20 protein-coding genes are annotated in these 21,978 nt (G+C 73.1%); 11 read left to right on the forward strand and 9 right to left on the reverse strand.

Annotation, left to right across the window (positions count from 1 at the left end; translation table 11 throughout):
- Window positions 1-11: 11 nt before the first annotated feature.
- From ACFYXV_RS33405 to ACFYXV_RS33420, 4 genes are all read right to left on the reverse strand, one after another.
- A complete protein-coding gene (locus tag ACFYXV_RS33405; RefSeq protein WP_383339685.1) occupies window positions 12-650 on the reverse strand; it encodes a hypothetical protein in 639 nt (212 codons plus the stop codon).
- Between the two features lie 38 nt (window positions 651-688).
- Window positions 689-1,261, reverse strand: a complete 573-nt coding sequence (locus tag ACFYXV_RS33410) for a SigE family RNA polymerase sigma factor (RefSeq protein WP_048478496.1) — start codon at window positions 1,259-1,261, stop codon at window positions 689-691.
- 180 nt (window positions 1,262-1,441) lie between these two features.
- Window positions 1,442-2,407 carry an A/G-specific adenine glycosylase gene (locus ACFYXV_RS33415; RefSeq protein WP_385475689.1) on the reverse strand — a complete coding sequence of 322 codons (966 nt, stop codon included), beginning with the start codon at window positions 2,405-2,407 and terminating at the stop codon, window positions 1,442-1,444.
- 22 nt (window positions 2,408-2,429) lie between these two features.
- Window positions 2,430-3,044 (reverse strand): phosphatase PAP2 family protein, encoded by a 615-nt coding sequence (locus ACFYXV_RS33420; protein WP_385475691.1) that lies wholly within the window; start codon window positions 3,042-3,044, stop codon window positions 2,430-2,432.
- A gap of 169 nt (window positions 3,045-3,213) precedes the next feature.
- Between ACFYXV_RS33420 and ACFYXV_RS33425 the strand changes: the two genes are divergently transcribed.
- A complete protein-coding gene (locus tag ACFYXV_RS33425; RefSeq protein WP_389384975.1) occupies window positions 3,214-3,993 on the forward strand; it encodes a hypothetical protein in 780 nt (259 codons plus the stop codon).
- A gap of 107 nt (window positions 3,994-4,100) precedes the next feature.
- Here the strand turns inward: ACFYXV_RS33425 and disA are convergent, their stop codons facing one another.
- Together disA and radA are read right to left on the reverse strand one after the other, a co-directional pair.
- Window positions 4,101-5,225, reverse strand: coding sequence for a DNA integrity scanning diadenylate cyclase DisA (gene disA, locus ACFYXV_RS33430; protein ID WP_383339693.1), 1,125 nt, complete (start codon window positions 5,223-5,225; stop codon window positions 4,101-4,103).
- A gap of 163 nt (window positions 5,226-5,388) precedes the next feature.
- Entirely contained in the window at window positions 5,389-6,792 is a 1,404-nt protein-coding gene (gene radA / locus ACFYXV_RS33435; protein ID WP_385475695.1) for a DNA repair protein RadA, read from the reverse strand.
- 183 nt (window positions 6,793-6,975) lie between these two features.
- On the opposite strand from radA, the gene ACFYXV_RS33440 reads away from it, so the two are divergent.
- Window positions 6,976-8,850: a hypothetical protein gene (locus ACFYXV_RS33440; protein ID WP_389384970.1), complete on the forward strand. Its 1,875-nt coding sequence runs from the start codon at window positions 6,976-6,978 to the stop codon at window positions 8,848-8,850.
- 9 nt (window positions 8,851-8,859) lie between these two features.
- On the opposite strand, the gene ACFYXV_RS33445 is transcribed toward ACFYXV_RS33440, so the two are convergent.
- Window positions 8,860-9,711, reverse strand: a complete 852-nt coding sequence (locus ACFYXV_RS33445) for a hypothetical protein (RefSeq protein WP_385475699.1) — start codon at window positions 9,709-9,711, stop codon at window positions 8,860-8,862.
- Between the two features lie 63 nt (window positions 9,712-9,774).
- Here ACFYXV_RS33445 and ACFYXV_RS33450 point away from each other — a divergent pair, with 63 nt between their 5' ends.
- The 4 genes from ACFYXV_RS33450 to ilvD all read left to right on the forward strand — a co-directional run bounded on the left by ACFYXV_RS33450 (window position 9,775) and on the right by ilvD (window position 14,209).
- The gene (locus ACFYXV_RS33450) at window positions 9,775-10,704 is read left to right on the forward strand and encodes a Ppx/GppA family phosphatase (protein WP_385475701.1); all 930 of its coding nucleotides are present in this window, start codon (window positions 9,775-9,777) and stop codon (window positions 10,702-10,704) included.
- 64 nt (window positions 10,705-10,768) lie between these two features.
- Complete coding sequence (locus ACFYXV_RS33455; RefSeq protein WP_383339710.1) at window positions 10,769-11,605, forward strand: sugar phosphate isomerase/epimerase family protein; 837 nt, start codon at window positions 10,769-10,771, stop codon at window positions 11,603-11,605.
- Window positions 11,602-12,219: a TetR family transcriptional regulator gene (locus ACFYXV_RS33460; RefSeq protein WP_385475703.1), complete on the forward strand. Its 618-nt coding sequence runs from the start codon at window positions 11,602-11,604 to the stop codon at window positions 12,217-12,219. Before ACFYXV_RS33455 ends, ACFYXV_RS33460 begins: the two co-directional genes overlap by 4 nt.
- Window positions 12,220-12,355: 136 nt before the next feature.
- Window positions 12,356-14,209, forward strand: a complete 1,854-nt coding sequence (gene ilvD / locus ACFYXV_RS33465; protein WP_030867837.1) for a dihydroxy-acid dehydratase — start codon at window positions 12,356-12,358, stop codon at window positions 14,207-14,209.
- Window positions 14,210-14,323: 114 nt separating this feature from the next.
- Here ilvD and ACFYXV_RS33470 read toward each other — a convergent pair whose 3' ends face one another.
- Window positions 14,324-16,489, reverse strand: coding sequence for a protein kinase (locus tag ACFYXV_RS33470; protein WP_389384971.1), 2,166 nt, complete (start codon window positions 16,487-16,489; stop codon window positions 14,324-14,326).
- 109 nt (window positions 16,490-16,598) lie between these two features.
- Between ACFYXV_RS33470 and ACFYXV_RS33475 the strand changes: the two genes are divergently transcribed.
- The 5 genes from ACFYXV_RS33475 to proC all read left to right on the forward strand — a co-directional run bounded on the left by ACFYXV_RS33475 (window position 16,599) and on the right by proC (window position 20,242).
- Window positions 16,599-16,901, forward strand: a complete 303-nt coding sequence (locus ACFYXV_RS33475; protein ID WP_383339720.1) for an SH3 domain-containing protein — start codon at window positions 16,599-16,601, stop codon at window positions 16,899-16,901.
- A 196-nt stretch (window positions 16,902-17,097) separates the two neighbouring features.
- Window positions 17,098-17,646, forward strand: coding sequence for a hypothetical protein (locus ACFYXV_RS33480; RefSeq protein ID WP_385475708.1), 549 nt, complete (start codon window positions 17,098-17,100; stop codon window positions 17,644-17,646).
- 66 nt (window positions 17,647-17,712) lie between these two features.
- Window positions 17,713-18,582, forward strand: a complete 870-nt coding sequence (locus tag ACFYXV_RS33485) for an ABC transporter ATP-binding protein (protein WP_389384972.1) — start codon at window positions 17,713-17,715, stop codon at window positions 18,580-18,582.
- Entirely contained in the window at window positions 18,579-19,316 is a 738-nt protein-coding gene (locus ACFYXV_RS33490) for an ABC transporter permease (RefSeq protein WP_389384973.1), read from the forward strand. Before ACFYXV_RS33485 ends, ACFYXV_RS33490 begins: the two co-directional genes overlap by 4 nt.
- 116 nt (window positions 19,317-19,432) lie before the next feature.
- Window positions 19,433-20,242, forward strand: coding sequence for a pyrroline-5-carboxylate reductase (gene proC / locus ACFYXV_RS33495; protein WP_053688690.1), 810 nt, complete (start codon window positions 19,433-19,435; stop codon window positions 20,240-20,242).
- Window positions 20,243-20,303: 61 nt separating this feature from the next.
- On the opposite strand, the gene trpS is transcribed toward proC, so the two are convergent.
- Window positions 20,304-21,302: a tryptophan--tRNA ligase gene (gene trpS / locus ACFYXV_RS33500; RefSeq protein ID WP_389384974.1), complete on the reverse strand. Its 999-nt coding sequence runs from the start codon at window positions 21,300-21,302 to the stop codon at window positions 20,304-20,306.
- Window positions 21,303-21,978: the final 676 nt, after the last annotated feature.

The following is a 21,978-nucleotide window of genomic DNA, read 5'->3' on the forward strand; positions in this document are numbered from 1 at the left end:
CTCGCTCGCTGCTAGTTCTTCTGAGTGACGGCGGGGGCGGGCTGGGCCCCGCCGTCGATGTTGCTGTAGTCGGTGTGCACGCGGTCCTGCTCGGCGAACTTCTCCCCGCTCCAGCGGTACGTGATCACGTCCTCGCCGGACGGGTACGCGAGCGCGTCGCTCTTGCCGTACACCGGCCTGGTGACCACCAGGTCGCCCCGGTCGATCTCCGCGTAGACGGGCGGCTGCTCGTCCGAGAACACATTCTCGTACGTCCCGCCCTCCGACCTGTACACGTAGGAGCCCCGCCCCAGCGCGTCGGCGCAGGACAGCACGTTGACGACGATGTCGACGACGGAGTTCCCGGTGACCTTCCCGTAGCTCACGTCGATCGGGTAGTCCTTGCCCGCGCAGGGCTTGAGGTCCCGCTTGACCTCGGCGCTGACCTTGGGGTCCGCCTGGAGCAGCGCGACCGGGTCGACCTTCTTCGAGGGCTTGCCCGACGCGCCGGTCGTGGCCGGGACGTGGTCGGGCGGGGTGGACGTCGGCGAACCGCTCTTGGACACGGGGTCGGTGTGTGCGGGCCCGCCGTCACGCAAGCCCGTCCCGCCGGCGCTGCAACCGGCGGCGAACAGCACAGTGCCGACGAGGACGACCGTCCCCGCCGACATCAGCACCAGCGAACTTCTGCCCCTCAGGCATTGGCCGTTCAGGCCGCGCACCGCTCACGCCCCTCGTACCGGATGGTGTGGTCACCGCGGTGGTCACCGCGCTCCAGCGCCCGCATGTCCAGATCCCGGCTCTCCAGTTCCTGCCGGAGACGGGCCAGTGCGCGGTGCAGGGTGCTCTTCACAGTACCCGCAGACATCCCGAGAGCAGCGGCGGTCTCCTCGGTGCTCATCTGCTCCCAGTGCCGCAGCACGACCACGCTGCGCTGCTTGGGCGCGAGCACCTTGAGGATGTCCATCAGCAGGGCCCGGTCGGCGCGCTGGTCGGAGCCGTCCTCGACGGAGGCGTCCGGCAGCTGCTCGGTGGGGACCTCTTCGAGCTTGCGGGCGCGCCACCACTCGGTACGGGTGTTGATCATGACGCGGCGCATGTAGGCGTCGGCGAGGGACTTGTCGGCGATGCCGTCCCAACGGCCGTACGTGCGCACGAGGGCGGTCTGCAGCAGGTCCTGCGCGTCCGTGGGGTCCGGGACCAGGCGCCGGGCACTGCGCAGGAGGGCGTCCTGCCGAGTGCGTACGTACTCTTCGAATCCGAGTACCTCGCCGTGCGCCATCTCAGACCGCCTCCGTCCCGTGCAACCGCTCGTCCGTCGCCTCTCGCCTTACGGATCTGAAGGTACGGACGGGTTGTCACGGGCCTGTGCGAGCCAGCCTTCGGTGGGCGCACGGACACCCATAGGTTGTGTAACAGAGCCGTGAGCTGGGGTTTCGCCGGGATAAACGGAATCTCCGGCTCAGCTTGCGGGGGTGCTCGCGGAGGGGCTCGTCGGGGTGTTCGCGGGGGTGCCCTGCGGCAGCCGGTACAGCCCCGCCGCGAGCGGCTCGACCAGTCCGTCGGAGACCAGTCCGTCCAGTGCCCGGGCCCGCTGCACCGGTTCGTCCCAGACCGTGTCGAGCACGGCCTGCGGAACGGCCCCGACCGCGTCGCGCAGCACCGCGAGGAGCTTGCCGCGCACCTGCCGGTCGGTTCCCGCGTACGTCTGCCCGCGCCGCGGCGGCCCGTCGTGGGCCGGCTTCCCGGCGAGGCGCCACGCGCACAGCCCGGCCACCGGGCAGCGGGCGCAGTCCGGGGACTTGGCGGTGCACACCAGGGCGCCGAGTTCCATCGAGGCCGCCGCCCAGCGCGCCGCGGTGTCCTCGTCCTCGGGCAGCAGCGTCCGGGCCAGGCGCCGCTCGGCCGCGGTGGTGGCGTTCGGCGGGTACTCGACGCCGGTGGTGGTGCGGGCGAAGACCCGCCGCACGTTGGTGTCGAGCACGGCGTGCCGCTGCCCGTACGCGAAGGAGGCCACGGCCGCCGCCGTGTACTCGCCGATCCCGGGCAGCGCGAGGAGCTGCGCGTGCTCCCGCGGTACGTCGCCCCCGTGCCGCTCCGTTATCGCGACGGCCGCGCCGTGCAGGCGCAGGGCCCGCCGCGGGTAGCCGAGCCGCCCCCAGGCCCGTACGGCCTCGCCGGGGGCCTCGGCGGCCAGGTCGGCGGGGCGCGGCCAGCGGGCGAGCCACTGCTCGTACACCGGCAGGACCCGGTTGACGGGGGTCTGCTGGAGCATGAACTCGCTGACCATGACCCCCCAGGGGCCGGCCTCGGGGCGGCGCCAGGGCAGGTCGCGGGCGTGCTCGTCGAACCAGGCGATGACCGGGGAGTGCAGCGCGTGGGACGCGTCGGGGGACGTCTGGGGGGAAGGGCTGGTGGATGCAGTCATGGCAACGGCATCCTGGCACGTTTCAGGGCCGCCGCGCGGGGCCCGGGCCGGTGAACCAGACAGCGGCGCGCCCCCCGCTCGCCCGCATGGCGGCGGTGATCGTACTGATCGGACCGGTCAGGGCCGGGACGGCGAGCGCGGCGAGCGCCCCTCCGAGCAACAGCCCGGCCAGTACGTCGTGCGGGTAGTGGACGCCCACGAAGACCCGGGAGAAGGCCATCAGCACCGCGAGCGGGACGGCCGCGAGCGCGAGGCGGGGCAGGGCGAGGGCGAGCGCGACGGCGGCGGCGCCCGCGATGGCGGAGTGGTTGCTGGGGAACGACCAGTCGCCGGGGGCGGGGCAGGTGATGAGCGGGGCGGCGGCCCCGGCGACCGCCCGACAAGGCCGTTCCTCGTCCACGGCGGACTTCACGAGCTCGGAGACGGCGTACGCGAGGGCGGTGGCGAGCGGCGCGACGAGGGCGACGGCGAGGGCCCGCGGGCCCGTCCGGGTGCGCGCCCGCCACCACACGGCCAAGAAGAGCAGACCGAAGAGCAGGAGTCCGTACTCCGTCCAGACCTCGAACGCCGACTGCACCCAGCCGGGTGCGGAGCGGGCGGAATCGGTTATTTCGCGGTAGAGGCCGGAGGAGTCCATACTCACCGACCGTACTCAAAGCCGATCAAATCCGGCGTCGGACTCTTGGCCGGTTCTCGATGGTCCCCGGTCCCTCCGCAGGATGATCATCGGCAAAACAAGCCGGTTGCGCGGCATGTGGGGCGCGGATCGGGCCGCGGACTCTCGTAAAGTTCCGTCCGTGGGATCTATGCGCAATCCGGTCGGGCCGCTCCCCTCCTCCATCTACTGGCGACGGAGGGCTGTGCTGGCGTCCGTCGTCGCGCTCCTCGCGCTCCTCGCCGTATGGACCGTCAGTTCCGGTGGGGGCAGGTCGAGTACGAACGGCAAGGGCGGCGACAAGGGGCCCAAGCCCGTCACGTCGATCACCCCGGGGCCGGCGGGGACGGGTCCGGCGATCAGTCAGGCGCCGGGCGGGCGCGCCGAGTCGGGCGGCGGCACCGGCAAGAACGGCGAGCCGGGCGGCAGTTCGGGCTCGGGTTCCGCTTCGGGCGGTGTCGCAGGTGCCGGCGGCAGCGGCGGCACGGGCGGCGGCGGGCCCCAGGTCCCTGCGGACTCCCCCCTCCCCACCTGCGCCCCGGGCGGGCTGCAGTGGGAGGTCAAGAGCGTGAAGAACGAGTACGAGACGAGCGAGAAGCCCCGCCTCGAACTGGTCGCGCGCAATGTGTCCGGCACGACCTGCAAGGTCGACCTCGGCCCGAAGCAGGCCGTCCTGACCATCCTCCAGGCCAGCACGAGCAAGGCGGTGTGGTCCTCGGCGGACTGCCCGCCGGGCGCGGGCAACGCCTTCTTCCGGGTCCCGGCGCAGGGCGAGACGAAGCAGTCGCTGGAGTGGGACCGCAAGTTCAGCGCCCCCGACCAGTGCCAGACGCCTCCGGCGGGGGCCGCGGTCGCGGACACCTACGTGGTCGAGGTCAAGTCCCCGGGCATGCCGGTCGCCCGGACCTCGTTCGTGCTCAAGCAGGACTGAACCCCGCGGACCCGGAGCCGGACCGGGCCCCGGACCGGGCCCCGGACCGGCCCCGGACCGGGCCCCGGCACCGCGACGCCGGGCGGTGCGAGGGCCGCGTCAGGGGATCAGACGTACCGTTCGAGGATCGAGGACTCCGCGAGGCGGGACAGCCCCTCGCGGACGCTCCGGGCGCGGGCCTCGCCGACGCCGTCCACGGCCTGGAGGTCGTCCACCGACGCGGCCAGCAGCTTCTGCAGGCCGCCGAAGTGCTCCACCAGCCGCTCGATGATGGCCCCCGGCAGCCGCGGAATCTTCGCCAGCAGCCGGTACCCCCGCGGGGACACCGCCGAGTCCAGCGTCTCGGGCGAGCCCGTGTACCCCAGGGCCCGCGCCACGATCGCCAGCTCCAGCAGCTCCGGATGCGTCAGCGCGTCCAGCGCCGGCAGCGCTTCCTCCACCGTGCGCGAGCGCTTCGCGGTCGGCTCCGGAACGTAGTCCCGGATCACCAGCTCCCGCTCCTGCTCGATCCCGACCGTCAGCTCGTCCAGCTGGAGCGACAGCAGTCGTCCGTCCGTGCCCAGCTCGACCACGTATTCAGCGATTTCCGTGGCGATGCGGCGCACCATTTCCAGCCGCTGCGCGACCGCCGTCACGTCGCGCACCGTGACCAGGTCCTCGATCTCCAGCGCGGACAGCGTCCCGGCGACCTCGTCCAGGCGGAGCTTGTACCGCTCCAGCGTGGCCAGCGCCTGGTTCGCCCGCGACAGGATCGCCCCGGACTCCTCCAGGACCCGCCGCTCCCCGTCCACGTACAGCGCGATCAGCCGCATCGACTGCGACACCGAGACGACGGGGAACCCGCACGTCTTCGAGACGCGGTCCGCGGTGCGGTGACGGGTGCCCGTCTCCTCCGTCGGGATCGACGCGTCCGGCACCAGCTGGACGCCGGCCCGCAGGATCTTGGTGAGGTCCTTGTCCAGGATCAGCGCACCGTCGAGCTTGCACAGCTCGCGCAGCCGGGTCGCGGTGAACTCCACGTCCAGGACGAAACCGCCCGTGCACATCGCTTCGACGGCCTTGTCCATGCCGAGGACGATCAGGCCGCCCGTGTTGCCGCGGACGATCCGTTCCAGGCCGTCGCGCAGGGGCTGACCGGGGGCGACCGCACTCAGCGAGGCACGCATCAGCGCGTCGTGCTTGGAGCTCGCGCCGGACTTCCCGGGTGCTGCTGCCCCGTCCTTGGCTGCCACTGCACTCCTCCGGTCGCGGGTTGCGCCGCCTGCGTACGGCCGGGCGGACCAGCACAAAGTCTACCGGCGTGCGCTGCGGCCCCGCCGTGGCTTGGCCAGGTGCGCCCCCGCGGGACCCCGTACGGGCCCCCTCGCACCCCGCTCACCAGCGGCTACCCGCCCGCTATTCCTTGGCGGCCGCCCGCGAACGCCCGCGCGGCAGCACCCGCAGCGCGTCGCCCATGTCCGCGACCTCGGTCACCTTCATCCCGGCCGGCACCTTCCCCGGATCGCCCGGCACCAGCGCGTGCGTGAAGCCGAGCCGGTGCGCCTCGGCGAGCCGCCGCTGCACGCCCGTCACCCGCCGCACCTCGCCCGCGAGCCCGACCTCGCCGATCGCGACGAGGTTCTTCGGCAGCGGGACGTCGCTCGCCGCCGAGGCCAGCGCGAGGGCGATCGCCAGGTCGGCGGCCGGCTCGGTCAGCTTCACCCCGCCCACGGTGGCCGAGTAGATGTCGCGCTTGCCGAGCGCGGTGATCCGGCCGCGCTGCTCCAGCACGGCCAGCATCATCGAGACGCGCGAGGTCTCCAGGCCCGAGGTGGTCCGCCGGGGCGAGGGGATCTGCGAGTCCACGGTCAGCGCCTGCACCTCGGCGACCAGCGGGCGCTTGCCCTCCAGCGTCACCGTCAGGCAGGTGCCGGGCACGGCCTCCGCGCGCCGGGTCAGGAACAGCCCGCTCGGATCGGCGAGCCCGGTGATCCCCTCGTCGTGCAGTTCGAAGCAGCCGACCTCGTCGGTGGCGCCGTACCGGTTCTTCACGCCGCGCACGAGGCGCAGGCGCGCGTGGCGGTCGCCCTCGAAGCTGAGGACCACGTCGACGAGGTGCTCCAGCAGGCGGGGGCCGGCGATCGCCCCGTCCTTGGTGACGTGCCCGACCAGCAGGGTGGCCATTCCGCGCTCCTTGGAGGCGCGGATCAGGGCCCCGGCCACCTCGCGGACCTGGGCCATGCCGCCGGGCGCGCCGTCGATCTCGGGCGAGGCGACGGTCTGTACGGAGTCCAGGATCAGCAGCGAGGGCCGTACGGCGTCGAGGTGGCCCAGCACGGCGGACAGGTCGGTCTCGGCGGCGAGGAAGAGGTGGTCGTTCAGCGCGTTGATCCGGTCGGCCCGCAGCCGCACCTGGCTCGCCGACTCCTCGCCCGTGACGTAGAGGGTGCGGTGCGCTTCGCTGGCCGCCTTCGCCGCGACGTCGAGCAGCAGCGTCGACTTCCCGACGCCCGGCTCGCCGGCCAGCAGCACGACGGCGCCGGGTACGAGCCCGCCGCCCAGCACCCGGTCCAGTTCGTCGACGCCGGTGCTGCGGGCGGTCGCGGTCCGGCCGTCGACCTGCGCGATCGGGAGCGCGGGCGCGGAGACCCGGCCGGCGGCGGTGGTCCGTACGGCGGGCGCGCCGCCCATCTCCTCGACGGTGCCCCACGCCTGGCACTCGGGGCACCGCCCGAGCCATTTCGCGGTCGTGTACCCGCACTCGGAGCAGCGGTAGGACGGCCGGTCCTTGGCGGATGAACGAGATGTACGGGCAGCCATGCGGCCCACGGTATCCGGCGCCTGTGACAGCGCGGGCCGCCCGGCGGGGGGAGCGGCGGTCGGCCCGGCGGAGGGCACGGCGTCAGGGCCGCGGTCAGCAGACGTTCGATCTGTTCACCCGTAAGGGCTAAAACAGCTGAAGGCTTCACGGCCGTCACCGGCGTGCCGCCTACCTTCGCCAGGGTGAACAGCAGCAATCAGGAGAGCCCTGCCCCGCGCACCGGCGCACACCGGGCGCACGGGCGCACGCCCCCCACGGGCCCCCATGGCACCGGGGGCGCCGGAGGCACCGGGGGGTCCGGAGGCATCGGGGGCGCCGGAGGCGCCGGGGGATCCGGAGGCACTGAGGAAGGACAGCCGTCCCAGTCGCCGCCCCCGTTCCGGCACGAGCCGTACCTGGACGGCCTGTTCACCTACTGCCTGTCGGTGCTCTGCGACCACGACGCCGCCACGGACGTGCTCGCCGAGGTGCTCGCCGTCGCCGAGCGGTACCCGGGCCGCTGTCCCGACGAGGGCGACCGCCGGGCCTGGCTGTACGCCCTCGCCCGCTGGGGCTGCCTGCGGCGGCTGGCGGAGTACCGGCGGAGCCGGGTGGGAGCGCATTCCGCCCGGCGCACGCCGGAGCGCACGGACGCCGAGCGCGCGCCGCAGGAGTACCGTTCCGGCGCCGGGTCCGGCCCCGGATCCGCAGCCGGCTCCCTGGACGTGTCCGCGTACCGGCGCACCGAGCTGGCCCGGCTCGCCTGGCCCGAGGCCGCCGGGACCACGCCCGCCCAGCGCGAGGCCCTCGAACTCGCCGTCCGCCACCGCCTCGGCGTCCCCGAACTCGCCGCCGTCCTCGGTACGCCCCCCGCCCTCGCCCGCGAGCTGCTGGCCGGCGCCGCCTGCGAGGTGGAGCGGACCCGTGCGGCCCTCGCCGTGGTCGAGACGGGCGGCTGCCCCTCCGTGTCCCGGCTCACCGGAGAAGGCGACGGGCAGGTGCTGCTGTCCACCACCCTGCGCGCCGAGCTGGTCCGCCACGTCGACGACTGCCCGCGCTGCCGACGCGTCGCCGAACGCGTGGACGCCGCCGCCCCCTGGCCCGGCACCGGCGGGATCGACGCGGCCCTCCCGCTGGTCCCCGCCCCGCGCACCGCCGTCCGCGCGGCCATGGTCCGCTCCGGCGGCCGACGCGGGCGCCGCCCCGGACCGCGCTTCGACCGCACCGGCTTCCCGATGGACCCCCGCGACCGCGCCGCCCGCCGCGACCGGCTGCGGGCCCGGGCGGTGACGACGACCGTCGTGGCCACGGTCGTCGCGGCCCCGGTGATCGCGCTGTGGGCGGCGTACCGCGGTGCGCCGGAGACCGGCGAGTCCGTCGGAGCGGACGCCACCCGGATCTCCGCGAGCGAGTCCGAGATCCCGGCCCTGCGGCAGGACGGCCGCCCGCTGCGCGCGTACGAGAACGCGGGCAACACCGCGCACACCACGGGCGAGCCCGGCTTCGGCCGGGGCGCCGCCGACCCGGACGGCTCGGACGTATCGGTGGAGGTGATCAGTACCGGGGCGCCCGCCGCCCCCGACGGCCGGCCCGGGAACCCCGGACGGCTCTCCGTCGCCGCCTCCTCGCACGGGGGCACGACCATGCTCACGCTGACCGCCTCCGGCGGGGCCCCGGTGGACTGGCAGCTGTGGTCCGACGCGCCGTGGCTGCGGGCGAGCAGGAGCGCGGGGACGCTGGCTCCCGGGGAATCGTTCACCGTGTGGATCACCGTCGACGCGGATGCCCAGCCGGTCGGTGCCTGGTCCGCCCGGATCGGGGTGGATCCGGGCGGCGCGGTGATCTCCATCCAGGGGCGCGGCCGTCCGGCGCCCACCCCGCCGCCGGAGCCCGGGGACCCGACGCCGACCCCGACGCCCACGCCGAAGCCGACGGACACCCCGGCGCCGAGCGCCACGCCGACCCCGACCCCCACACCGACCCCGACGGCGAGCGCCTCAGGAGGAACAGGAGGAACAGGGGGACCAGGAGGAACGGTTGGCCCGCCGGCGGATCCGGGCGGGCCGGGGCCCTCGTAGGCCCTTGGGCTACGGGGCGGCCGGGCCGACCGGGTCGGCGGGGTGCGGAGCCATGGGCAGCAGCGAGGACAGCCGTGCCTCGCAGAGCTTCACGAGGGCCTCGTACCCCTCCTTGCCCATCAGCTCGGTCAGCTCGGGACGGTACGACACGTACACCGGATCACCGGCGCCGTGCGCGGACGTCGCCGACGTGCACCACCAGTGCAGGTCGTGGCCGCCCGGGCCCCAGCCGCGCCGGTCGTACTCGCCGATCGACACCTGGAGCACGCGGGTGTCGTCGGGCCGGTCGATCCACTCGTAGGTCCGGCGGATCGGCAGCTGCCAGCACACGTCCGGCTTGGTCTCCAGCGGCTCCTGGCCGCTCTTGAGCGCCAGGATGTGCAGCGAACAGCCCGCCCCGGCGGGGAAGCCGGGCCGGTTGAGGAAGATGCAGGCGCCGTCCCAGCGGCGGGTCTGCTTCTCCCCGTCGTCGTCGGCCTGCGTCCACCCGGTCTCGCTGCCGACGTCGTGGAACTGCCACAGCTCGGGGGTCAGCCGCGCCACGTGCTCGGCCACCCGCCTCTCGTCGTCCTCGTCCGAGAAGTGCGCGCCGAGGGTGCAGCAGCCGTCGGAGGCCCGGCCGGCCTGGATGCCCTGGCAGCCGCTGCCGAAGATGCACGTCCAGCGTGAGGTCAGCCAGGTCAGGTCGCAGCGGAAGACCTGCTCGGCGTCGGCGGGGTCGGGGAACTCCACCCAGGCCCGGGGAAAGTCGAGCCCCTTCTCGTCATCACGGGGGGCGGCGACGGAGCCTTTGGCGGAGGCCTTGGCCTTCTTCGCCTTATCGGGCTTGTTGGACTTGTTGGCCTTCTTCGTATTTGGCACAAACCCAAGCCTAAGGGCCCCTTACCTCACCCATACTCCAGCCGCACAGTAGCGTTTCCTCGTATGAGACTCGGTGTCCTCGATGTGGGTTCGAACACGATCCATCTGCTGGTGGTGGACGCGCACCCCGGCGCGCGCCCGCAGCCGGCGCACTCGCACAAGGTGGAATTGCGGCTCGCGGAGCTGCTCGACGAGCGCGGAGCGGTCACCCCGGAGGGCATCGAGCGCCTCGTCGCGGTGATCGGCGGGGCGGCGCAGGCCGCCGAGGACAAGGGCTGCGAGGACGTCGTCCCCTTCGCGACCAGCGCCGTGCGGGAGGCCACGAACGCGGACGAGGTCCTGGCCAGGGTGCTGGCCGAGACGGGCGTCGACCTGCCGATCCTGAGCGGTGAGGACGAGGCGCGGCTGACGTTCCTCGCCGTCCGGCGCTGGTTCGGCTGGTCCGCGGGCAAGCTGCTGGTGCTCGACATCGGCGGGGGCTCGCTGGAGATCGCGTACGGCATCGACGAGGACCCGGACGCCGCGGTCTCGCTGCCGCTGGGCGCGGGCCGCCTCACCAAGGGCTGGCTGCCGGGCGACCCGCCGGACCCCGCGGACGTACGGGCCCTGCGGCGGCACGCGCGGGCCCAGATCGCCCGTACGGTCGGCGAGTTCAGCCGCTTCGGGGCGCCGGACCACGTGGTGGCCACGTCGAAGACGTTCCGCCAGCTGGCCCGCATCGCGGGCGCGGCCCGCTCGGCGGACGGGCTGTACGTCCAGCGGGACCTGACGCGCAAGTCCCTGGAGGAGTGGGTGCCGCGCCTGGCGGCGATGACCACGGCCCAGCGCTCCGCCCTCCCGGGCGTCTCGGACGGCCGCGCGGCGCAGCTCCTGGCGGGAGCCCTGGTCGCGGAGGGCGCGATGGACCTGTTCGGAGTGGACGAACTCGAGATCTGCCCCTGGGCCCTGAGGGAGGGCGTGATCCTCCGCCGCCTGGACCACTTGCCGTCGTAGCGCCGGTGTGAGCGGGGTGGTGGGCGTCACGGTCCTTCCGGGCCGGGGCCCGTACCCTGTCCCCGTGGCAGAACCTGTTCGGATCCCGAGTGCGAAAGTGGCGCTTTCGACTGCGTCCGTTTACCCGGAGTCGACGGCCACCGCGTTCGAGATCGCCGCGCGCCTCGGGTACGACGGTGTCGAGGTGATGGTCTGGACGGACCCGGTCAGCCAGGACGTCGACGCCCTGCGGCGGCTGTCCGACCAGTACGGGGTGCCGATCCTCGCCGTGCACGCGCCGTGTCTGCTCATCACGCAGCGGGTGTGGTCCACCGACCCCTGGACCAAGCTCCAGCGGGCTCAGTCCGCGGCCGAGCGGCTGGGGGCCTCCACCGTCGTCGTCCACCCGCCCTTCCGCTGGCAGCGGCAGTACGCCAAGGACTTCGTCGAAGGCATCTGGCGGATGGCCGACGAGACCGACGTCCGGTTCGCCGTCGAGAACATGTACCCGTGGCGCTACCGGGACCGGGAGATGCTGGCCTACGCCCCCGAGTGGGACGTCACCAAGGACGACTACCGGCATTTCACCGTCGATCTCTCGCACACGGCGACCGCGCGGACCGACGCCACCGCCATGATCGACCGCATGGGGGACCGGCTCGCGCACGTGCACCTCGCCGACGGAAACGGCTCCGCGAAGGACGAGCACCTGGTTCCGGGACGGGGGACGCAGCCGTGCGCCGAGCTGCTGGAGCGGCTCGCCCGCACCTCCTTCGACGGGCACGTCGTCATCGAGGTCAACACCCGCCGCGCGATGTCCTCCGCCGAGCGCGAGGCCGACCTCGCCGAGGCCCTGGCCTTCACCCGCCTGCACCTCGCGACCCGTCCCACCGGCTCCCCGGTCAGGACCCCGCGCCCATGACGGAACCCGCCAAGCCGCGCCGCGGCCCCGGCCGGCCCCGCCAGGACGAGGCCGACGAGGGCCCCGGCACCCAGGAGCGCATCCGGCTCGCCGCCCGCGAGGTGTTCGCCGAGCGCGGGTACGACAAGACGTCCGTACGCGGCGTCGCGAAGGTGGCCGGCGTGGACCCGGCCCTGGTCCACCACTACTTCGGCAGCAAGGACGACCTCTTCGCCGCCGCCATCGAGCTCACGATGGAGCCCGCCCTCGTCGTCCCCCTGATCGTGGGGGAGGGCCCCGAGGGCATCGGGGAGCGGCTGGCCCGCTATTTCCTGGGCATCTGGGAGAACCCGGCCAGCCGGGCCCCGCTCCTCGCCGTCATCCGCTCCGCCCTCACCCACGAGGCCGCGGCGGCGGTGCTGCGGCGGCTGGTCCTGCGCCGGGTCCTGGAGCGGGTGGCGGCCGACCTCGACGTCCCCGACCCCACCTTCCGCGCCGAGCTCGCCGCCTCGCACATGATCGGCATCGCGCTCCTGCGGTACGTGGTCCAGGTCGAGCCCCTCGCGTCCGCGGATCCGGAGGACATCGTCGTCCTCGTCGCGCCCGCGCTCCAGCGCTATCTGACCGAGGAATGAGCCGCCCGTATCGACATGCGGACCGCCTGTCCGCATCGCGGGCCAGGAGCGTAGCCTCGTAACCGAGCCATATCCACAGTCATGCACAGTCGCGGCGGGCGTGCGAACGCCACCGTACTCATGGGGAGTGAACCCGATGCCCGAGCTGAGGTCCCGCACCGTCACCCACGGCCGCAACATGGCGGGCGCACGCGCCCTTATGCGTGCGTCGGGCGTAGCGAGCGCGGACATCGGGAAGCCGATCATCGCCGTCGCGAACTCCTTCACCGAGTTCGTGCCCGGCCACACCCACCTGGCCCCCGTCGGCAGGATCGTCTCCGACGCCATCCGCGCCGCCGGCGCGATCCCGCGCGAGTTCAACACCATCGCGGTCGACGACGGCATCGCCATGGGCCACGGCGGCATGCTGTACTCCCTGCCCTCCCGCGACCTGATCGCGGACAGCGTGGAGTACATGGTCGAGGCGCACTGCGCCGACGCGCTCATCTGCATCTCCAACTGCGACAAGATCACGCCCGGCATGCTGATGGCCGCCATGCGCCTCAACATCCCCGTCGTGTTCGTGTCCGGCGGCCCGATGGAGGCCGGCCAGGCCGTCCTCGTCGACGGCACCGTCCGCAAGCTGGACCTGATCGACGCCATGGTCGACGCCTCCAACGAGAACGTCTCCGACGAGGACGTGCTGCGCATCGAGGAGAACGCCTGTCCGACCTGCGGGTCGTGCAGCGGCATGTTCACCGCCAACTCGATGAACTGCCTCGCCGAGGCCATCGGCCTCGCCCTCCCCGGCAACGGCTCGGTCCTCGCCACGCACACCGCCCGCCGCGCCCTGTACGAGGACGCCGGCCGGACGGTCGTCGAGATCACCAAGCGGTACTACGAGCAGGACGACCACTCGGTCCTGCCGCGCTCCATCGCCACCCGCCAGGCCTTCGAGAACGCCATGGCCCTCGACATCGCCATGGGCGGCTCGACGAACACGATCCTGCACCTGCTCGCCGCCGCGCAGGAGGCGGGCCTGGAGTACGACCTCACCGACATCGACGAGGTGTCGAGGCGGGTCCCGTGCCTGGCCAAGGTCGCGCCGAACGTGGCGCCCGGCGGCACGTACTACATGGAGGACATCCACCGGGCCGGCGGCATCCCCGCCATCCTCGGCGAGCTGCACCGCGGCGGGCTCCTGAACAAGGACGTCACGACGGTCCACTCCGAGAACCTGGAGGACTGGCTGGCGAAGTGGGACGCGCGCAGCGGCACGGCGAGCGAGACGGCCATGGAGCTGTGGCACGCGGCCCCCGGCTGCGTGCGCTCCGCCACCGCCTTCTCACAGTCCGAGCGCTGGGACACCCTCGACCTGGACGCCGAGGGCGGCTGCATCCGGTCGGTGCAGCACGCGTACTCCAAGGACGGCGGCCTGGCGGTGCTGCGCGGCAACATCGCGGTCGACGGGTGCGTCGTGAAGACGGCCGGCGTCGACGAGTCGATCTGGACCTTCGAGGGCCCGGCGGTCGTCTGCGAATCGCAGGACGAGGCGGTCGACAAGATCCTCCGCAAGGAGATCAAGGCGGGCGACGTGGTCGTCATCCGCTACGAGGGCCCGCGCGGCGGCCCCGGCATGCAGGAGATGCTCTACCCGACCTCGTTCCTGAAGGGGCGCGGGCTCGGCAAGGTCTGCGCGCTGGTCACGGACGGCCGCTTCTCCGGCGGCACCTCGGGCCTGTCCATCGGCCACGCCTCCCCGGAGGCGGCCTCGGGCGGCGACATCGCCGTCGTCGAGGACGGCGACCGCATCCGGATCGACATCCCGAACCGCTCGATCGAACTGCTGGTGGACGAGGCCACGCTGGCCGCCCGCCACGCGGCCCTCGGCGGCGTCTACGCCCCGAAGAACCGCGAGCGCAAGGTCTCGGCGGCACTGCGCGCGTACGCGGCGATGGCCACGAGCGCCGACAAGGGCGCGGTGCGCGACGTGTCGAAGCTGGGCGTCTGACGGCTCGGCCGGATCCCGCCGGCATCCCGCCCGCGGTCGGCGGCGCCGCCCGTCACCCGGGGCACCGCATCCCCTCCGCACCCCGCCGGGAGTCCCCGGCGGGGTCGGATCCGCTCACCAGCGCGTCGGGTCGGTCGCGTCGACCGCGAAGATCGAGCCGTCCGGGGACGTTCCGTAGACGCGGCCTTCGGCCGGGACCGGGGACGGGAGCGTCGCCGTGAAGCCGGCCCGGCCGTCGGTCGGGCGCGGCCGCGTCTGGCCCATCAGCCGGCCGCTCCCGGCCTCCACGGCCAGCAGCCGCCCGTCCGGCGCGGTCAGGAGGATCCGGCCGTCGGCCGCCACCGGGCGGGACGCCGCGGCCAGGCCCGTCTCCAGCCGCCACTGCTCCCGCTCCGCGCCGACCGCGATCAGCGCGCCCGTGGCCCCGACGGCGTACACCACGCCGTCCGCGCCCACCGCCGCCTCCGTGTCGAACAGCGGCACCGACAGCCGGACCCGCCGTACCGCCTGCGTCGCCGAGTCCACCCGGACCACCGTGCCCGTCTTGCCGTCCGCGTCGGTGTCCAGCAGGCAGAGCCCGCCCCGGGCGGCCCCGACCGGCCGCAGCCGCCCCGCCGTCCGCAGCTGCCAGTGCACGGTCCCGCTCGCCGGATCCACCGCCAGCAGCTGCGAGCTCCCGCCACCGCTGTCCGGCGTGGACACGTACACGACCGGGCCACCGCCCGCGACGGGTGCACCGCCCGGGACAGGGCCACCGCCCCACCAGAGCGAACCGACCCCGCCGAGCTGCTTCGTCCACCGCGGCGCGCCGCTCGCGGCGTCCAGCGCCGTCACGTTCCCGTTCGGCGGAGCGAGCAGCACCTGCGCGCCCGCCGCCACCGCCCGCGTACCGTCCGGCAGCTTGCGCTGCCAGCGCTCGGCGCCCGTCCCCGGATCCAGCGCCCGCAGCGTCCCGGCGCCCGGCTCGACCACGAGCACCAGCCCGCCCGCGTGCAGCGGCGCGCTGTCCCCCGCGGTACGGGTGCCGGCGCCGGTCGCCTTCAGCGACCACACGACCGACCCGTTCGCCGGGTCGAGCCGCGCCACCGCCACCCCCGGCCCCGCGCAGTACAGCGCGGCCGCTGCATCCCCCCACGAGCAGGAGCCGGTCCGATTGCCGGCCCCCGGCTCGCCCAGCGCGACCGTCCACGGTACGAACGGCTTCGCCGGAGCCGCGGCCGTCGCCCGGTCCGCCTTCCCCCCGACCGGCCCCGGAGTCCCGGCACCCGGCCCGAAGTGCAGGTACCCGCCCACGGCCCCGCCCGCCAGCAGCAACCCGACCGCGGCGGCCACCACCGCCCGGGACCCGCGCCGCCCCCGGCCGGCGGCGGCGGGCTCTTCGACGGGGATCCGCTCCCGCGCGTGCGTGACCTCCTCGACCGGCCGCCGGGGCTGCGAGACGAAGACCTGCGTGTCCTCGGAGGTCGGGTACGCCACCGCCCGCATCTCCGCGATCAGTTCCTCCGCGGTGGGCCGGTCCGCGGGCTCCTTCGCCAGGCACCGCGCCACCAGCGGTACGAGCCGCTCCGGCAGCCCGCTCAGATCGGGTTCGGCGTGCACCACCTGGTACGCCACCAGGTAGTGGCTGTCGGAGTCGAACGGCCCGTGCCCCGTGGCCGCGTGCACGAGTACGGCGCCCAGCGCGAACACGTCCGCCGCCGAGCCCACTTCCCGCGGCCGCTGGAACTGCTCCGGTGCCATGTACGGCGGCGTCCCGATCAGCTTTCCCGTCTCGGTCCGCAGATCGCTGTCCGCCGGCCGCGAGATGCCGAAGTCGATGACCCGGACCCCGTCCGGGGCCATCAGCACGTTGCTGGGCTTCAGGTCCCGGTGGACCACCCCCACCCGGTGGATGTCCCGCAGGGCCTCCGCCAGCCCGGCGGCGAGCCGGGCCAGTTCGGCCGGGTCCAGCACCCGCTCCCGCACGCGCTCGGCCAGCGTCGGGGCGTCGATGAACAGGGTGGCCATCCACGGCCGTTCGGCATCCGGATCGGCGTCCACGACGGGCGCGGTGAACGCTCCGCTCACCTGCCGGGCGGCGGCGACCTCCTGCCGGAACCGGGCCCGGAACTCCGGATCGACCGCATGCTCGGCATGCACGATCTTGACGGCGAGTTTCAGCCCCGAACCGGAGGTGGCCAGATGGACGACGCCCATCCCGCCGGACCCGAGCACCGATTCCAGCCGGTACTGGCCGGCGTACTCAGGAAAGCCCACGTAGTCCGCGCGCAGCGAATGCACCGCTCAACCACCCCCGCCGGAGCCTAGTCGATGGGCCGTACGAATCTCCAAGGGTCCTGCTACCCTGCGCGAGTTGCGCACGGCAACACCCATGGGGGGAGATTTCAACATGTCCGTGGAGAACGATTCCAGCCAAGTCCAGAGCCTCGCCGGGGGCTCGGGATTCCCGACATTTCCCGTCGCTCCGGGCTACCGCGTGAACGTCCGCAGCGGCCCGGGGACGAACTACACGATCGTCGACACCCTGCCGTACGGGGCGACCGTCGGGATCCGCTGCCAGTGTGACGGCACCACCGTCTCGGGCCCGTACGGCACGTCGGACATCTGGGACTGCATCGGCAACGGCCGCTTCGTCTCCGACGCGTACGTGAAGACGGGCAGCGACGGCTACGTGGCCAACCGCTGCAGCTGATCCCCGGCCAGCGGCCCGGGGCGGTCTGCCGCGTGCGGGGGTCCGGGGGGATCGGGGGTCCGGGTGGTCCGGGTGGTCCGGCGGTCCGGGGGCCGGCGGTCCGGGGGTCCGGGGGTCCGGTGCGGTCTCCCCGGCCGCCCGTCTGCCACGTGAGACACTCCCGGCCCGCCCGGCCCGGCGGGGGATAATCGCTGATGTGAGCGACGAAGACCAGCGAGACCTGACCCCAGCCGAACCGGCCCCCGCCGGGCAGACCCCGGCGGCGCCGGCTCCCACCGGGCCCGAGCCCGAGCCGATCCGGTTCTTCGGCACCACCTGGGTGGACCACGACGGCGGCTACGCACTGCGCCGCGTCGCCATCGGCGCCGGCTCGCTCGTCACCGCCGTCGCAGCGGCCGTGCTGCTGCGCCTCTCCTACGAGGGGCTGGAGATCGGCAACGTCGGCCCGTTCCTCAGCATCTCCGTCGTCGTCCTCTTCGCGATCGCCAGCTCCATCGCCTTCGTCAAGACCTGGGACTCCTTCAGCCGCCGCCCGGCCCCCTCCTCCGACGAGGCCGCCCTCAAGGGTCTGAAGACGATCGGTTTCATCGGCTCCCTCATCGCGTACTTCCTTCGCTGCTTCTTCGAAGCTCCCGGCGAGAAGCTGCGCCGCGCCGAGTACGAGCGCGCCACCGCCGAGTTCGCCCGCCGCCGCAGCGCCCGTACGGGCAACCCGGCCGCGCGCCGCCCCAAGCGCAAGAAGTAGCGGCCGGCGGCCCCTTCGAAGCCTCCCTGTTGACGCCCCGGCACAGCCAGGAGCATTATTCATCACATGATGAATAACCCGCAGGCGTCGCCGCCCGGAGATTCCGCCCCGCCCGCCCCGCCCGCCATCCACGCCCGCGGGCTCACCGTCCGCCGCGGCACCGGCCGCAGCCCCCGCACCGTCCTCGACTCCATCGCCTTCGAGGTCCCCCGCGGCCGCATCACCGGCCTCCTCGGCCCCTCCGGCTGCGGCAAATCCACCCTCATGCGCTCCATCGTCGGCACCCAGGCCCACGTCACCGGCACCCTCGACGTCCTCGGCCGACCCGCCGGCCACCCCGAACTCCGCTCCCGGATCGGCTACGTCACCCAGGCCCCGTCCGTCTACGACGACCTCACCGTCCGCCAGAACCTCGACTACTTCGCCGCCGTCCTCCACCCGGGCCGCGCCGCCGCCGACCTCCGCCGCGCCGCCGTCACCCGCGCCATCGCCGACGTGGACCTCACCACCCGCGCCGGCGCCCTCGCCGGAAACCTCTCCGGCGGCCAGCGCAGCCGCGTATCCCTCGCCGTCGCACTCCTCGGCACCCCCGAGCTCCTCGTACTCGACGAGCCCACCGTCGGCCTCGACCCCGTCCTGCGCCGAGACCTGTGGAACCTCTTCCACGACATCGCCGCCACCCGCGGCGCCACGATCCTCGTCTCCTCCCACGTCATGGACGAGGCCGAGCGCTGCCACGACCTGCTCCTCATGCGCGAGGGCCGCATCCTCGCCCAGGACACCCCCGACGCACTGCGCACCCGTACGCGCTCCGCCACCGTCGAAGAGGGCTTCCTCCGCCTCGTCGACGAGGCGAACGCCCAGGCCCGCGCCCAGGCCGAAACCCCTGCCCCTGCCCCTGCCGACGCCGACGCGAAGTCCGAGGTCACCCGATGAGCGCCGCCCGCACCACCGCCACCGCCGCCCGCGTCCTGCGCCAGCTGCGCCACGACCCGCGCTCCATCGCGCTGATGCTGCTGGTCCCCGTACTGATGCTGACGCTGCTGCGCTTCGTCTTCGACGGCAGCCCGCAGACCTTCGACAGCATCGGCGCGTCCCTCCTCGGGATCTTCCCCCTCATCACCATGTTCCTGGTGACCTCGATCGCCACCCTGCGCGAGCGCACCTCCGGCACCCTCGAACGCCTCCTCGCCATGCCGCTGGGCAAGGGCGACCTCATCGCCGGCTACGCCCTCGCCTTCGGCGCCGTCGCCGTCGTCCAGTCCCTCCTCGCCACCGGCCTCGCCCTCTGGCTCCTCGGCCTCGACGTCGTCGGCTCGCCCTGGCTGCTCCTGCTCGTCGCCCTGCTCGACGCGCTCCTCGGCACCGCCCTCGGCCTGTTCGTCTCCGCCTTCGCCGCGTCCGAGTTCCAGGCCGTCCAGTTCATGCCGGCCGTGATCTTCCCGCAGCTCCTGCTGTGCGGCCTGTTCGCGGCGCGCGACACCATGCAGCCCGTCCTCGAAGGCCTCTCCGACGTCCTGCCCATGTCGTACGCCGTCGACGGCATGACCCAGGTCCTCACCCACACCGACATGACCGCCGACTTCGTGCGCGACGCCGTCATCGTGGCCGGCTGCGCCCTGCTGGTGCTCGCACTGGGCGCGGCCACCCTCCGCCGCCGTACGCCCTGACCACCGCGGCGCCTGACCGTACTGCGGACACGGCCTCGCCGCCGCGCGCGCGGGTGCAAGGATGAGGAGGGAGAAGCCAGCACACGTGCAAGAAAGTTCGGCGAGGTGAAACGGGCATGACCCAGACAGTCGCGGTCCTCGGTACCGGCAAGATCGGCGAGGCGCTGCTCAGCGGAATGATCCGCGGCGGCTGGCCCGCCTCCAAACTCCTCGTCACCGCCCGCCGCCCCGAACGCGCCGAGGAGCTCCGCTCCCGCTACGGCGTCGAGGCCGTGAGCAACGCCGAAGCAGCCAAGCGCGCCGACACCCTCATCCTCACCGTCAAGCCGCAGGACATGGGCAAGCTCCTCGAAGAGCTCGCCCCGCACGTTCCCGCCGACCGCCTGGTCATCAGCGGCGCCGCCGGCATCCCCACCTCCTTCTTCGAGGAGCGGCTCGCCTCCGGCACCCCCGTCGTCCGCGTCATGACGAACACCCCCGCCCTCGTCGACGAGGCCATGTCCGTCATCTCGGCCGGCAGCCACGCCACCGCCGCACACCTCGCCCACACCGAGGAGATCTTCGGCGGTGTCGGCAAGACCCTGCGCGTCCCCGAGTCGCAGCAGGACGCCGCCACCGCCCTCTCCGGCTCCGGGCCCGCCTACTTCTACTTCCTCGTCGAGGCGATGACCGACGCAGGCATCCTCCTCGGCCTGCCCCGCGCCCAGGCCCACGACCTCATCGTGCAGGCCGCCATCGGCGCCGCGGTGATGCTCCGGGACAGCGGCGAGCACCCGGTCAAGCTCCGCGAGGCCGTCACCTCCCCGGCCGGGACCACCATCAACGCGATCGTGGAACTCGAACGCCACGGCGTACGGGCCGCCCTGATCGCGGCCCTCGAAGCGGCCCGCGACCGCAGCCGCGAACTGGCCTCCGGCAACAGCTGACCCGGCCGACCCACGGGTACGGGCCCCGCGGCGAGCGGGAGCCCGTACCTCTCGATGAGGGTCAGGCCTCCAGCAGCCCGATGGCCCGGTACGCCCGGTCCACGACCGGCCGGGCCAGCTCCCGCGCCCGCCCGGCCCCCTCCCGCAGCACCTTCTCCACCGCCGCCGGATCGGCCGCCAGCTCGGCATGCCGCTCCTGCACCGGCCGCAGCAGCTCCACGACCGCGTCGGCCACGTCCCGCTTGAGCGCCCCGTACCCGCTGTACCGCTCCGCGAGCGCGGCCGGATCCCCGCCGGTGCAGGCGGCCAGTACGTCCAGCAGGTTCGCGACCCCCGGCCGCGCCTCCCGGTCGTAGACGACCCCGCCGTCCCCGCTGTCGGTCACCGCCCGCATGACCTTCTTGCGGATCACCCCGGGCTCGTCCAGCATGAACACCACTCCGGGCCCGGCACCGCCGGACTTCCCCATCTTCGACGTGGGCTCCTGAAGGTCCATGACCCGCGCGGCCACCTTCGGCAGCGTCACCTTCGGCACCGTGAACGTGTGCCCGTACCGCTGGTTGAACCGCACCGCCAGATCGCGGGCCAGCTCCACGTGCTGCCGCTGATCCTCACCCACCGGTACCTCCTCGGTCCCGTAAGCGAGGATGTCGGCGGCCATCAGCACGGGATACGTCAGGAGCGACAGCCGTACGCTCTCCCCGGACGCCTGCGCCCGGGCGGACTTCTCCTTGTACTGGATCATCCGGCGCATCTCGCCGTCGGTGGCGGTGCATTCGAGGACGTACGAGAGACGGGTGTGCTCGTCGACGTGGCTCTGCAGGAACAGGGTGCATTTCTCGGGGTCCAGCCCGGAGGCGAGGAACAGCGTCGCCACTTGCCTGCTGAGCCGGCGCACCCGTGCGGGATCGTGCTCGACGGTCAGCGCGTGGAGGTCCACGACGCAGAACAGCGCCTCTTCCGGCTGCTGGTCGGCCGCGACCCACTGCCGCAGGGCTCCCAGGTAGTTCCCCAGCGTCAGGTGCCCGGTCGGCTTGATCCCGCTGAAGATCCTCGTCATGTCCTGTCTCCCTGTTCGTGGCTGTGTCGGTGTCGGGACCGCCGCGTCGGGCGACCGAGCCACTCCCGGGAGGGGAGAAACAGAAACGGCCGCCGGAAGCGGCGGCCGTGAGCGCATGCGTGCTCGCGTGTGGGTCGGCCGCCGTCAGGCGGCCCACCAGCGAAGGCTGGACGTGAGCGCATGCGTAGTCATGGGGGCAAGGCTAGCCCTTCCGGTGGCCCATGTCCTGGGGTTGACACGCGTGTCCGAGGTCCGTAAGGTTCTTCGAGTTGTCCGACGTGAGCGCCGACCCCGGTCGGTCCCCGGACAGCCATTCCGCACTACACATTCGAACGAACGACGCACTGTGTCGTCTCGTTTTCATGCGTATTTGCGAATGAGGAATCCGTGTCCACGGACGCGGCCGCCGATTAGGTTCGGAGGCAAGGAATCCGCTACTGTCTCACTCGCCGCAAGGGCCCAACAGCCCGAGCAGCGAAACCCGCTGACTGGGAGTCAGGCCCGAAAGGATCTGATAGAGTCGGAATCGCCGGAAAGGGAAAACGCGAAAGCGAAGAACCTGGAAAGCAAGCGAGACTGACTCTGATAGAGTCGGAAACGCAAGAACGAAGAACGAAAGCCCGGAGGAAAGCCCGCGAGGGTGAGTACAAAGGAAGCGTCCGTTCCTTGAGAACTC

Origin of the sequence: Streptomyces sp. NPDC002181, assembly GCF_042890485.1 — a bacterium.
Taxonomy (GTDB): Bacteria; Actinomycetota; Actinomycetes; order Streptomycetales; family Streptomycetaceae; genus Streptomyces.

What these genes read in the sequence shown, in the direction of transcription:
- ACFYXV_RS33450 (WP_385475701.1), top strand. Translation starts at nt 9,775, where the DNA reads ATGAGACTCGGTGTCCTCGATGTGGGTTCGAACACGATCCATCTGCTG.
- ilvD (WP_030867837.1), top strand. Translation starts at nt 12,356, where the DNA reads ATGCCCGAGCTGAGGTCCCGCACCGTCACCCACGGCCGCAACATGGCG.
- ACFYXV_RS33485 (WP_389384972.1), top strand. Translation starts at nt 17,713, where the DNA reads ATGATGAATAACCCGCAGGCGTCGCCGCCCGGAGATTCCGCCCCGCCC.
- trpS (WP_389384974.1), bottom strand. Translation starts at nt 21,302, where the DNA reads ATGACGAGGATCTTCAGCGGGATCAAGCCGACCGGGCACCTGACGCTG.
- ACFYXV_RS33490 (WP_389384973.1), top strand. Translation starts at nt 18,579, where the DNA reads ATGAGCGCCGCCCGCACCACCGCCACCGCCGCCCGCGTCCTGCGCCAG.
- ACFYXV_RS33460 (WP_385475703.1), top strand. Translation starts at nt 11,602, where the DNA reads ATGACGGAACCCGCCAAGCCGCGCCGCGGCCCCGGCCGGCCCCGCCAG.
- proC (WP_053688690.1), top strand. Translation starts at nt 19,433, where the DNA reads ATGACCCAGACAGTCGCGGTCCTCGGTACCGGCAAGATCGGCGAGGCG.
- radA (WP_385475695.1), bottom strand. Translation starts at nt 6,792, where the DNA reads ATGGCTGCCCGTACATCTCGTTCATCCGCCAAGGACCGGCCGTCCTAC.
- ACFYXV_RS33405 (WP_383339685.1), bottom strand. Translation starts at nt 650, where the DNA reads ATGTCGGCGGGGACGGTCGTCCTCGTCGGCACTGTGCTGTTCGCCGCC.
- ACFYXV_RS33425 (WP_389384975.1), top strand. Translation starts at nt 3,214, where the DNA reads ATGCGCAATCCGGTCGGGCCGCTCCCCTCCTCCATCTACTGGCGACGG.
- ACFYXV_RS33475 (WP_383339720.1), top strand. Translation starts at nt 16,599, where the DNA reads ATGTCCGTGGAGAACGATTCCAGCCAAGTCCAGAGCCTCGCCGGGGGC.
- ACFYXV_RS33410 (WP_048478496.1), bottom strand. Translation starts at nt 1,261, where the DNA reads ATGGCGCACGGCGAGGTACTCGGATTCGAAGAGTACGTACGCACTCGG.
- ACFYXV_RS33415 (WP_385475689.1), bottom strand. Translation starts at nt 2,407, where the DNA reads ATGACTGCATCCACCAGCCCTTCCCCCCAGACGTCCCCCGACGCGTCC.
- ACFYXV_RS33420 (WP_385475691.1), bottom strand. Translation starts at nt 3,044, where the DNA reads ATGGACTCCTCCGGCCTCTACCGCGAAATAACCGATTCCGCCCGCTCC.